Source organism: Enterococcus rotai (assembly GCF_001465345.1).
In the GTDB taxonomy this organism is placed as follows: Bacteria; Bacillota; Bacilli; order Lactobacillales; family Enterococcaceae; genus Enterococcus_L; species Enterococcus_L rotai.
Genome location: NZ_CP013655.1, coordinates 875,295 through 887,895 on the forward strand (window position 1 = coordinate 875,295; position 12,601 = coordinate 887,895).

General features: G+C 37.3%; 9 protein-coding genes. 2 read left to right on the forward strand and 7 right to left on the reverse strand.

The window, feature by feature from the left end; genetic code table 11:
• Nucleotides 1-38 precede the first annotated feature (38 nt).
• Nucleotides 39-536 (forward strand): cysteine hydrolase family protein, encoded by a 498-nt coding sequence (locus ATZ35_RS04175; RefSeq protein ID WP_208929630.1) that lies wholly within the window; start codon nt 39-41, stop codon nt 534-536.
• Between the two features lie 185 nt (nt 537-721).
• Complete coding sequence (locus ATZ35_RS04180) at nt 722-1,600, forward strand: YitT family protein (protein WP_425250080.1); 879 nt, start codon at nt 722-724, stop codon at nt 1,598-1,600.
• Nucleotides 1,601-1,924: 324 nt separating this feature from the next.
• Here ATZ35_RS04180 and ftsY read toward each other — a convergent pair whose 3' ends face one another.
• The 7 genes from ftsY to ATZ35_RS04215 all read right to left on the reverse strand — a co-directional run bounded on the left by ftsY (nt 1,925) and on the right by ATZ35_RS04215 (nt 12,585).
• Nucleotides 1,925-3,160 carry a signal recognition particle-docking protein FtsY gene (gene ftsY, locus ATZ35_RS04185; RefSeq protein ID WP_208929631.1) on the reverse strand — a complete coding sequence of 412 codons (1,236 nt, stop codon included), beginning with the start codon at nt 3,158-3,160 and terminating at the stop codon, nt 1,925-1,927.
• Nucleotides 3,161-3,988: a Cof-type HAD-IIB family hydrolase gene (locus ATZ35_RS04190; RefSeq protein WP_208929632.1), complete on the reverse strand. Its 828-nt coding sequence runs from the start codon at nt 3,986-3,988 to the stop codon at nt 3,161-3,163.
• A 56-nt stretch (nt 3,989-4,044) separates the two neighbouring features.
• Complete coding sequence (gene smc, locus ATZ35_RS04195) at nt 4,045-7,623, reverse strand: chromosome segregation protein SMC (protein ID WP_208929633.1); 3,579 nt, start codon at nt 7,621-7,623, stop codon at nt 4,045-4,047.
• A gap of 23 nt (nt 7,624-7,646) precedes the next feature.
• A complete protein-coding gene (gene rnc / locus ATZ35_RS04200) occupies nt 7,647-8,339 on the reverse strand; it encodes a ribonuclease III (protein WP_208929634.1) in 693 nt (230 codons plus the stop codon).
• Nucleotides 8,340-8,579: 240 nt separating this feature from the next.
• Nucleotides 8,580-8,981 carry a nucleoside-diphosphate kinase gene (gene ndk / locus ATZ35_RS04205; RefSeq protein WP_010766443.1) on the reverse strand — a complete coding sequence of 134 codons (402 nt, stop codon included), beginning with the start codon at nt 8,979-8,981 and terminating at the stop codon, nt 8,580-8,582.
• A gap of 390 nt (nt 8,982-9,371) precedes the next feature.
• A complete protein-coding gene (locus tag ATZ35_RS04210; protein WP_208929635.1) occupies nt 9,372-10,568 on the reverse strand; it encodes an MFS transporter in 1,197 nt (398 codons plus the stop codon).
• 238 nt (nt 10,569-10,806) lie between these two features.
• Nucleotides 10,807-12,585 (reverse strand): oligopeptide ABC transporter substrate-binding protein, encoded by a 1,779-nt coding sequence (locus tag ATZ35_RS04215; RefSeq protein ID WP_208929636.1) that lies wholly within the window; start codon nt 12,583-12,585, stop codon nt 10,807-10,809.
• Nucleotides 12,586-12,601: the final 16 nt, after the last annotated feature.

Consider the following 12,601-nt stretch of genomic DNA (forward strand, 5'->3'; position numbering starts at 1 on the left):
ATACTAAAGAAAAATAAGTCAACTCAGAGGAGAACATTATGCATCCTAATAAAGCCTTGATTGTTATCGATCTTCAAAATGGTCTAGAAACTGTTGGAACGGGCTTGTTCCGGCTAACTGACGTACTCTCTGGTGTAAACCAGCGTATTGCAGATTATCGAACTAATCACCTACCGATTGTATTTATTCAGCATGAGGATGCTGAACTAGTAGCTGGCAGTCAGGATTGGCAATTATTTACGCAACTAGATGCTCAAACGGAAGACTTCTATGTTAGAAAAACACATGCCAACTCTTTTTACCAAACAAATCTAAAAGAGCTGTTAGATTCCTTATCCGTCTCTGAACTTGAATTTTGTGGCGCCCAAACAGAATATTGCGTTGATACAACGATCCGTATGGCACACGGTTTAGGATATACTTGTTTCATGAAACGAGGTCTAAGTACCACCTTGAATAACGATCTTTTAGGTGCACAAACCATTATCCAGCACCATGAACATTTATGGGACAAACGTTTTTTAACCTTTATTTGATTAAATAGGTTCTGTTTTTCTATTCTCTATAATTTTACCATACTCAGCGAATAAAAAATTAAAAATATCTCATGATATCTGTTAGCCTTTCATGATAGTATGACTAAGGGATATTATTTTGTGCATTTATTTATCATTCAGTAATGACATCTCACCATTTTTAGAAACGGAGGAAGTAAATAGAAATGAAATTTACAAAACAACAAATTCAAGATACGTTATATGTGACGATTGGTTCACTTATTTTAGCAATCTCAATCAATTCAGTATTATTACCGAATAAAATCGTCGCAGGTGGTGCCAACGGAATTAGTGTTGTCATCAACTATCTTTTTGGTCTTAATCCAGCCATCGTTTTATATGCAATCAATTTGCCATTATTAGTTCTTTGCTTTTTATTACTTGGAAAAGAGGTTGGGATCAAAACGATTTACGGTAGTTTGATTTACCCTTTCTTTGTCGGAATCACAACTCATTTACCGGTATTGACTCATAATATCTTTCTGGCGACGATTTTTGGCGGTATTTTGACTGGTATCGGTTTAGGTTTAGAATTTCGTGGAAATGCCTCAACTGGGGGAACTGCAATCATTTCACAAATCGTTAATAAGTATTTTAAAATTTCATTAGGTGTTTCGATTTTGTTTGTTGATGGCATCGTGATTTTATCGGCACTATTTGTTTTTAATACAGATACCGTCCTATTTTCTCTGATTTGCTTATACCTTATTGGACGTGTGGTAGATATGGTACAAGTTGGTTTTGTTCGTTCGAAAAATGTGATGATCATCTCACCAAAATATGCGGAAATCAAAGAGAAAATTTTGGTCGATATGGACAAAGGATTGACAATGATCCCCATCGAAGGTGGGTACCAAAAAAATCCAAGTATGTTAATGATGACTGTCGTAAGCGAAAAAGATTTCTCTAGAATTAAAGAAAGTGTCTTAGCTATTGACGAAGAAGCCTTTGTGGTATCGATGAATGCCAGTGAAGTTTTTGGTCGCGGGTTTAGTTTAAAGAAAATAGCGGAAGATTACGGGATTGAATCGAATAATTTGTAAATAGTTCAAACAGTATTAGGTGTAGAAATTATAATAACAGGTTAATGCTTAGATATTTGCCCACAAAACGGTAACGTTTTAACAACAATAAATTGACAAAGAACAATACGAATATAAAACGTCATTTGAAGGAAACTAAAATTAACGTACTTAAAACGATTAGAATTAAAAAAATCGTTCCCAATTACAAAAAAATCGAGCCTATGATATAACTCAAAGAGTTATATCATAGGCTCTTAGCAACTGAATAAGTGGTGGCAACAGAAACAACTCCTTCTTATTTATCGGAGTTAAACACTTCAGTTCCAACCTCTAGATCCTCAATTATTCTTCTTTCAACAAACCTTTAAACAAACCAATCGCAAAATCATTTGCATCGAATGGTTCTAAATCATCGATTCCTTCGCCAAGTCCCACTAATTTCACTGGTAAATGCAGCTCATTACGGATCGCCAAAACGATCCCGCCTTTTGCGGTACCATCTAATTTCGTTAAAACTAAGCCAGTAACATCGGTCGTTTCTTTGAATTGTTTGGCTTGTGACATAGCATTTTGGCCTGTTGTTGCATCCACTACAAGTAATACTTCATGTGGTGCATCTGGCAATTCGCGTTGGATTACACGTTTAATTTTTTCCAACTCGTTCATCAAATTGACCTTATTTTGTAAACGGCCAGCTGTATCTACTAACAAGATATCTGCATTTTCAACTTTAGCACGTTCTACTGCATCAAAAACAACGGCTGCTGGATCTCCTCCTGCATTGCCTCGAACAACCTCAACACCTGCACGTTCGCCCCAGACAACTAATTGATCGATTGCTCCTGCCCTAAACGTATCTGCAGCAGCTAGCAAGACCTTTTTGCCATCTCGTTTAAACTCATGTGCTAATTTCCCGATGCTAGTTGTCTTTCCAACACCATTTACACCAACAAATAGCATGACAGTTAATCCGTTTGTTTGGATATTCAACGCGTTATTTTCTTCAATGCCTTCTGCTTCGTATAAATCAACCATTTTTTCAATAATTGTATTTTGAACTGCCGCTGGCTTTTTCACGTTACGTAGTTTGACTTCTTGACGTAGAGATTCAGTGATTTTTATGGCTGTATCAAAGCCTACATCCGCACCAATCAAGGTTTCTTCTAATTCTTCGAAAAAGTCTTCATCTACTGAACGGAAATTAGCGAACAATTCATTCAGGCGTTCACCGAACGTTTTACGTGTTTTTTCTAATCCTTTTTCATACTTTTCTTGAACAACGAGCTCTTCTTTTTGTTCTTCAATGATTTCAGGATCAACTAGTTCTTCAGCTTGCGTAGCTGGATCAATGGTAATCAGAGGATCGATTTCAGGCTCTATTGCTTTTTCAGGTTCTTCTATTGTTTCAAGAGAATCTGGTTGTACTTGCTCCAAGATTTCAGTTGTTGTTTGTTGTTCTTCCGGAATCACTTCTTCTTGAACGGATTCAACAACCTCTTCCTCTGTTGTTTTGATTTCAGCAGGCGGTGTTTCTTTTTCGTTCATAAACGCTTTTTTTATTTTATCGAAAAATCCCATTTAATTCCCTCCTTTCAATGGTTCTAACACAAATTTCTCTACAGCTTGTGCCACACCATCATTATCATTGGTATCTGTGATCACGTCTGCCATGTCTTTGACTTTCGCGACAGCATTTTCCATTGCCACACCAAGTCCTGCATATTCGATCATCGGTAAGTCATTTTCCTCATCACCGATCGTCATGATCTCTTCTTGTTTGATTCCTAAATCTCTAGCTAATAGCGAAATACCATAGGCTTTGGTAATTCCTTTTGGCATAAATTCTAGTAGATTACTTCTCGTTTTGATGATTTCATAGCGTTCATAAAATGGTGCAGGTATTTTTTGAATTTGTTCATCTAAATAGGTTTCATCGATTGCCACAACTGCTTTGTTAAAAATATGATCTGCTGTAAGTTGCGCTAATTCATAGGATTCAAACGTCAACAGATTATTTAATTGGCTGTACAAAGAAATGTGCTCTTGTGAAGCAGGTAGTTGCATCACAAGTCCATCGGATAAAATATCCAACGGTACATTCAATGAGGTAGCTAATTGATATAAGTCATGCACATCTTCTAATGGCATCAATGCTTTTTCGATGATTTCACCCGTATCATTTTTTTGAACTAAGCCACCGTTAAAGGTAATACTGTAATCACCATTATCACATAACCCTAATGTTTCTAAATAGAGTTCGATTGCAGCCAACGGTCGACCTGTACAAATCACAATTTTAACGCCTTTCGCTTTTGCTTGTGCTAAAGCCGTTTTGTTTCTTGTAGAGATCTTCTTGTTACTATCTAAAAGTGTACCATCTAAATCGATAGCGACTAATTTGATCAACCCGATTCCTCCTTTTTTCAGTTGGAGCTTGCCTCTGAAGCTAATGGCATTATCCTTTAGCTTTCAGCGACGATCGCCCCGCCCTCTTTTACTTCTTCCAAGCGAACAGATACGATTTTCGACACACCCGATTCTTGCATCGTGACACCATACAAGACATCAGCGGCTTCCATCGTTCCTTTACGGTGTGTTACCACGATAAATTGCGTATCATCTTCAAATTCACTTAAATAATGACCAAAACGAGAGACATTGGCATCATCTAATGCAGCTTCAACCTCGTCCAAAACACAGAATGGAACAGGTCTAACGCGAATGATCGAGAACAATAACGCAATTGCCGTTAATGCTCGTTCGCCACCAGAAAGTAAGCTTAAGTTTTGTAGTTTTTTACCTGGTGGTTGTGCTTCGATTTCTACCCCAGTATTCAATAAATCTTCTGGATTGGTTAAAATCAACTCAGCTCGACCACCACCGAACATGTTAGGAAATACGACTTTAAATTGAGCTCGAATCGCTTCGAAGACTTCACTAAAACGAGCCTTAACTTCTTCATCCATTTCTCCCATTGTCTCAAACAATTGTTCTTTAGCATCTAATAGATCATCACGTTGAGAGACTAAAAACTCATGTCGTTCATTGACTTGTTCGTATTGTTCAATCGCGTTGAGATTGACTGGACCTAAGCGCTCGATATCACGTTTTAAGCGTTTAACCTCGATTTTTGCCTGCTCTTTGTCGATTGTTAGTTCATAATCTTCATTGGCACGTTCAAAGGTCAAACTGTATTCCTCTTGTAAATATTGCAAGGAATTGTCCAATTTGATTTCTGCGCGATTTTTTTCAACTTCGATTTTCGTTTGTTCTGTTAATAAATGTTGTTGCTGTTTATTTTCTTCCGCTAAACCAGTATCGATTTGATCCACTTGCTCTTGTAATTGCTGACGAGCGGTTTTGGCTTCTTGAATGCTTGTTTGCAGTTGTGCTTTTTTCTCTGCTAGTTGTTCTAATTGAACGGCCAAACTTTCTTCTGTCACTTGATGATCCGTTGAGTTGTCATTCAATTGTTGTAATTGCTGACGCAAAGCGGTTTCTCTTGCTAAGAATTCATCTAGTTGGCTTTGTTTTTCTGCTGCTTGCTCGGTTAAATGAGCCAATTGTTCAACTGCAACAGCTTGATCCGCTTGTACTTGATTGAAGCGTTCAAAGGCCTCTGCTCGCAAGGTTTCCATTTGGCTAGCTTCTTGATCCACTTGCTTCATTTCACGATCCAAACGGTCTTTGGTTTCGTTCAGTTCTTGCTGTTGTTGGGTTAGTTCTTCTTTTCTAGTTTGATATTCCGTTAAGAATTGATGTAATTCACGAGCTTCAAATTCAAACAGACGTTGTTCTTTCGTCAAACGAGTGATGTTTTCTTCTTGATTCGCTAGTTTGTTTTGTAATTCTTGTTGTTTTAAACGGCTTGTTTCACCAGTCGAACGTAATTGTTCCAGTTTTTCATTTAGTTCTTTGACTTCGTCTGTTAGTTTTTGGACCTCTTTTTCGTTGAGCGTTAATTGTTTTTCGACACGCTCCATTTGTTCAGTCAACGTTTGTAGTTCTTGGGTTTGAGAAAATAAGCTACCTTGATTGCCTCGTTTATTAGCACCACCCGTCATTGAACCACCAGAGTTCATGACATCGCCATCTAATGAAACAACACGATATTGGTAGTTAACCGCTTTTGCCAATTGATTGGCGCTTTCCAAGGTCTCCGCTAGTAACGTCACACCTAAAAGATTTTGGATCACATTGCTGACATCCTCTGAAAAGTGGACTAAGTCACTGGCAACGCCTAGAAATCCTGAAATAGTACGAACACGGTCACGGACGGCACTAGAAACAGTTCTCGGTTTGATTGTAGTCAAAGGTAAAAAAGTCGCACGGCCGCTGTGTTGTTGTTTTAAGAACGTGATTCCAGCTCGACCATCTTTTTCAGTTTCTACAACGACATGTTGGGCTGCGCCGCCTAAAGCTGTTTCGATCGCCAAGGTATACTCTTTTGGTACATCGATCAGTTCAGCCACTGCTCCAACAATTCCAGTTAATTGCTCTTTATGTTTTAAGACTGCTCGAACCCCTTGATAGAACCCTGAATAATTCTCTTGGATTTCTTGCAGACTTTTTTGGCGAGCTTTCGCTTGCTGTACTTGATTCATTGCTTGGTACATTTGTTTTTGCTTTACCGCTAACTGTCCTTGCTTTTGATCCAATTGTTGTTTTAGCTGCGTATATTGTTCTCTTTGGTCCATTAATGATTGTTCAGAGGCAGCGACGCTTGTTTCTAGTTGTTCCTTCTCAGTTAAGGCATCTGCCATTTGTTCTTCTAAGGCTTCATGCTTTTGAATCGATTGTTGATTCTTCGCTGTTTCTTGTTGATATTGACGTTCTAAATATTTAAGATCGTTTGTCGTATTTGCTTGTTCTTGCATGACTTCAACATATTGGCTTCTTAATTCTTCCAATAATTCTTTTGAAGACTTGCTGTATTTTTCAACTTCTAATTCTGATGCTTTGATTGCTTCAACGAGTGATTCACGTTGCGCTTTTTTCTCTGTTACTTTCGCTTGTAAGTCTTGGACTTCTTCACGATAACGAGTAATTTTTTCAGCATTCTCTGCTAACGATTGTTGATATTCACTCGTCGTTTGCATTGTATGTTTTGACCGTTCGACTAAAACATTTTTTTGTCCTTCGGTTTGTTTTAATGCTTCTGTGATTTGTAATAGTTGTTGCTGTTCTGTTTCGATTTGCTCATCCAATTTGTTTCGTTTACCACGTAGTTGGAAAAGTTCATCTTCTGAATCACGGATTTTTTTGCTGGCTATCTGTAATTTTTCTTCAATCGTAGTCAGTTCAGCCGCTTTGATTTCCCAAACTTCTTTGGCAGTTTCGATTTCTGTTACAGTCAAACTAACGTCGATCTCCGTCAAACTTTCTTTAAGTTTCAAAAACTCCTTGGCTGCTTCACTTTGTGCAGCTAAAGGAGTCAATTGATCTTCTAATTCATAGATGATATCCTGCACACGACTTAAATTGTCTTCTGTTTCAAATAGTTTTTGTTCTGCTTTTTTCTTGCGTTGCTTGTACTTCAAGACACCGGCCGCTTCTTCAAAAATACCACGACGATCTTCTGGTTTACTATTAAAAATAGCTTCGACTTTCCCTTGAGAAATAATGGAAAATGATTCTTTGCCCAACCCAGAATCCATAAATAAATCATGAATGTCTTTTAAGCGGCACGCCTGTTTATTGATATAAAAATCACTTTCACCTGTTCGACGATAACGACGTGTTACACTGATTTCAGTAAAGTCTAATGGTAAGAAATGATCACTATTATCCAATACAACCGTTACTTCAGCGATATTCAAGGCTTTTCGACCTTCTGAACCCGCAAAAATAATATCTGGCATCTTACCACCACGAAGACTTTTAGCAGATTGCTCGCCTAAGACCCAGCGAATCGCCTCGGTGATATTACTTTTCCCGCTGCCGTTAGGTCCAACGACAGCCGTAACACCATTTTCAAACTCTATAACGGTTCGATCCGCAAAGGATTTAAATCCTGCGATCTCAATTCGTTTTAAATACACGAATAAAACGGCTCCTTCCAAGCTTACTCAGGATTTTGTTTCAACGCTCGTTCAGCGGCATCCTGTTCTGCTAATTTCTTCGATTTCCCCTGACCTGTACCGATCATTTTGTCGTTGACATATACCTCAACAAAAAAGATCCGGTCATGAGCTGGGCCTTCTTCATTGACTAAACGGTAGTCGATGTTGACGTCCCCTTGTCGTTGTAATACTTCTTGTAAATGGGTTTTATGATCCATCTCATGTGAAAAAGCACCGGCATCGATTTTCGGAAAAATGACTTCTGCAATGAATTTCTTGACTGCATCGACTTTTTGATCTAAGAACAAAGCACCTAAAAATGCTTCAAATAAATCACAAAGTAATGCTGGACGTGTGCGTCCACCTGAATTTTCTTCACCTTTGCCAAGAAGAATATATTGATCGAAATGACATTCTTTCGCAAATTTGGATAAACTATCTTCACGAACGATCGCCGCCCGCATTTTTGTTAGTTTGCCTTCTGGCAGCTCTGGAAATTGTTTATACAAATATTGAGAAACCAATAATTCTAAAACGGCATCTCCTAAAAATTCTAATCGTTCATTGTCAGATAGTTTTAAGTATCGATGCTCATTCACATAGGATGAATGGGTAAAAGCCTGTTCTAATAGGTTGACATCATGGAAAACAATGCCGTAACGTTCTTTCAATTCGGTAGTTAACTGATTGTCCATTTGCTACATTCCTTTAAGTTTATTTACAACCTTCTCTATTATACTTTTTTTTGCGTGATTTTTAAATGGTTAGGGGGTAATTGCCCTAAAATGACAGCTGAATTCATCGTATTTGAAGAGTTTCCTAATGATTTTAGGGTATTTTTATCATAAACTGTAAAATTTCTCGCATTCTTTCAGTTTGAAAAGACAAAAAGCGTTCAAGATCAGAGAAAATCTTGATACGCTTTTGATTTAATTTTATTCAGTAAAAAATCGTTTAATTTCAACCGCTGCTGCTTCTGGTGAATCTGACGCATGGATAATATTTTCATAACTATTAGCGCCATAATCACCTCGAATCGTGCCGGGTTCTGCTTCTAAGCAGTTAGTTGCCCCAATCATTTTTCGGACTGTTTTGATGACGCTTGTTCCTTCTAAAACAAGATAAACCACTTCTGATGAAGTCATGTAGGTCATCATATCTTCAAAGAAATCAAATTTTTTAACATGTGCATAATGTTCTTCTGCTAATTCACGAGACATCTTAGCAACTTTTAATTGACTAAGCTTCAGTTGTTTTTTCTCAAATCGCTGAAGGATTTCTCCAACCAATTTACGTGAAACGCCATCAGGCTTGATAATGACTAGTGTTTGTTCCATTTGATTTCTCCCCTTGCTCTTGTTTATCGTTTGATTTGGACCGCACTTTTTGGAAGCGCTTAACAAGAAGGTTATCACGATTCAAAAATTCTGTCTAGTGTACAAGTGACAAAAAAAGTTTTCCCTTTGTCACTTGTTAAATATTAGCCAAGCTTCTTAAAATATACACATTCTAACTGAGTACTGTCTGTAAGTTTTTTCCCATACTTTGATAAAAGCGTTGAGTAGTACATCTAATGGATATCATGCCAATTACTGACTTGATCTGGTAAACCTCAACAGAAATAAACCAAAGTGACTGGACATAACTATATGAGTTACACCCCCAGCCACCTGAAATCAAAAATATCTTCTTTATTGTTTATCTTATTTAATCCTTTTAACTAGAAATTACTCATCGAATAATGCCCTTTTTTTCTTCGCTATCATTGCTACTATAAACAACAATGTTCCCGATACCCCAAATACTGTTTGCACACCAAAAGACTCTGAAATCAATCCCATCGATACCGAAGACAATGCAAATGTACCTGTATAAAGTACATTCATTGCAGCATAGATCGGAGCAAGCATGTCTTTTGGGATCGTTTGTTGTATAGCGGTTGCTTGAGGAATATTTTTGATTTGAGAAAAGATCCCCACAAAGACCGAACAAATCAAAATAAAAACAGGATTCCATCCTGGAGCCACTAAAAAGGTTATCATGGCGCCGAACAACGAGCCTACAATCACAGCTTTCGATTTATGTTGATTGATCCAATCTGAATGCCGCATCACAATAATACTTCCAAGCATCGCACCAACAAAATAAGTAGCATTTATATACCCCCACCAACTTTCAGAGACATGTAACACTTCTTTCACATAAACCAAAACAATCGCTGAAACCCAAGCTGTATTGGCAATGGTTTCAAGAATATCCATTCCGACAACAACCCGAACCAGAGAACGCTTGCGAATCCCTTGCCAACCCATAATAAAATTTTCCCATTCATTTTTCTTAGGTTCCACGCGCTTAGCAACCTGCGGCAACAGCCATAAAATAATAGCTGATAGCAAAAATAACCCTACATCCAACCACACAAGATTCGTCACAGAAAAAATAATCAACAATGATGAACCAATCGCCCAACTACCTATACTAACAACTTGCAGCATCGTACTAAATATACTATTTGCACGAATCAAGTAATACTCCGCCACATAATAAGGAATTAAAGCTGTGCTAACTGGTTCAGCACATCCGTCTAAAAAAGCAATCCCTGCGATAAATACATACAAAATAGTTAAGTCAAGATGCTCGATGGCCACTTGCAAATAGACCGCTAATCCCGCTAAAATCAATGTCTTACACAACTGGCTTATCTGTAAAATTTTTGACAGTGATACTCTTACAACAATCAATGGTGTTAACAGTCCTGATAAAACCATACTTCCTGTGATAATAACTGGTACAATAGAAGCCGCTAATGCAGAGTTCGTTAATGTAAATACAGAGCTAACGATCGCAATCGTATAAATAGTGTCTCCAATATTGGCAATCATCTGACCTATAATAAGTTTATCGAACGCTTTATTTTTATTCATTTTTCTCACCTTCACTTAGAAGAAACGAAAATTTCGTTCTTCATTTTTTTCGTTCTTGACCAAGTGAAGTATTTTAAATATTCATAAGTGATTTCCTCCAGATTTAATAAAAGTTAGTATATTCTTTTATTCGCACCAACTTTTATAATCATTTTCTCATATTAATACATTTAGTTCAACCTCTCAAAGAAAAAAGACACCTCCAAGAAATACTGGAAGTGTCTTTTTTCTCAATAAATTAACGTTTTTCTGATGTTAATTCAATGTCATAAAAGTCTTTTGTTTCTTCATAATTCCAAGTAAATGATTTCACTCGATCGTTAATAGGCATGATTTCATTACGATACAATGTTGGAATAACTGGTGCTTCTTCAAACATGTATTTTTGCCATGCATCATATGCTTCTTTACGTTTTTTATCGTCAAATGAAGCTTTTGAATCAATTGCTTTCAACAGTTTGTCATTTTCTTCTGAAGCAAAACGAGAATAGTTGAATGCTGCATTACGTCCATATAAACCAGCTGGAGATGGCGCACTGTTGACACCCCAAGCAGCTTGGAAAACATCAATTTCAGGATCATCATTTTTAATCTTATCATAGAATGCTTGGAAATCGATTAAACGACCAGTTGCCAATTTCACATCTAAACCAATTTCTTTCCATTGTTGTAGATAGTAATCAGCTAATGGCTGAGCTGTTTCGCCACCTGCCATTGAAGCAAAGTTGATGGTTAATTTTTCACCTTTAGGATTTTCTCTTAGTCCATCACCATCTGTATCTTTATAGCCTGCATCATCCAAAAGTTTCTTCGCTTTATCTAGATCATATTGGTAACCTTTTACCTCAGTATCATGTAAAGTTTTAAAGATTGGTGGAATCAATGTTGTTGCTCCAGTACGTAGACCATTATAGAATTTTTGACCAATTGCATCGTTATCCATCGCGTAGCCCATTGCTTGACGTAATTTCACGTCAGCCATTTTTGCATCTGGATTCATAACAACTTCGCCTTTTTCTTTGTCAAACGTTCCTAATTTAAATCCAACATATGTGTATGCTAATTCTTCACGTCCTAGCATTTGATATCCTTCTGAATCTTTGTATGTTGGATAGTTATCTGTTGGCATTGAGTAAACCATATCATATTTTTTCGCTTTTACAGCTTCAACGATTGAGGCTGTTGGTACATTTGTAAATACGATTTTATCTAGCTTAGGTTTGCCTTGGTAGTAGTGCTCATTCGGCAAGTATTCCACTGACTCTCCTGTTACGATCTTACTCATGTAGTAAGGACCAAATGTTACAGGATTTTTGCGGACTGCATCACTTTTTTCTTGGTCTTTGATTGGAATATCTTTAAAGACATGTTTTGGCATTCCATATTGATAAACACCACCGCTTAACTGTAACATGCCTGGATTCATTTCTTTATATGTTACTTCGATCGTTTGATCATCTACTTTTTTGATACCAGAAATAGCATCGGCTTTTCCATCATGGTATTCATCCATACCCACAATATTCGTAAAGTCGTCATCATAACGAATTCCAGTATAGTCTTTATTCCCAATGACTTCATAAGGATAAATCAGATCATCTGCTGTTACAGGTTCACCATCTGACCACTTAACATCTTTTTTCAATGTGATCGTTGCTTTTTTATTGTCAACGTCTAAATCTAATTTAGCAACTCCGTCATCTGTAATCACAAAATCTTCATCATATGAGAACAGTCCTTCATGAGATGGACGCATGTAATAATTATCATATGCATCTTGGTAATAGACTTCTGAAAACAATCCTTTAAACTGAGTATCTGACGCAACTGCAACATCCAAAGTCCCGCCTTTGATTGCTTCTTTGTCATTTTTAACCTTCATTGTAAATTTGCTGATATCCTCAGTCTCTACATTCTTGTTACCCGAATCTGACTTCTTACCTCCACCACATGCAGCCAATGTTACAGCTACCACTGCTGTCAGTGTAATTAAACCCAAAAGTTTTTTGCTCTTCACACTACTTCCTCCTCTT

Bases quoted from the DNA above. Each gene is read 5' to 3' on its own strand.
- ATZ35_RS04210 (WP_208929635.1), bottom strand. From the start codon at position 10,568: ATGAATAAAAATAAAGCGTTCGATAAACTTATTATAGGTCAGATGATT.
- ndk (WP_010766443.1), bottom strand. From the start codon at position 8,981: ATGGAACAAACACTAGTCATTATCAAGCCTGATGGCGTTTCACGTAAA.
- ftsY (WP_208929631.1), bottom strand. From the start codon at position 3,160: ATGGGATTTTTCGATAAAATAAAAAAAGCGTTTATGAACGAAAAAGAA.
- rnc (WP_208929634.1), bottom strand. From the start codon at position 8,339: ATGGACAATCAGTTAACTACCGAATTGAAAGAACGTTACGGCATTGTT.
- ATZ35_RS04175 (WP_208929630.1), top strand. From the start codon at position 39: ATGCATCCTAATAAAGCCTTGATTGTTATCGATCTTCAAAATGGTCTA.
- ATZ35_RS04180 (WP_425250080.1), top strand. From the start codon at position 722: ATGAAATTTACAAAACAACAAATTCAAGATACGTTATATGTGACGATT.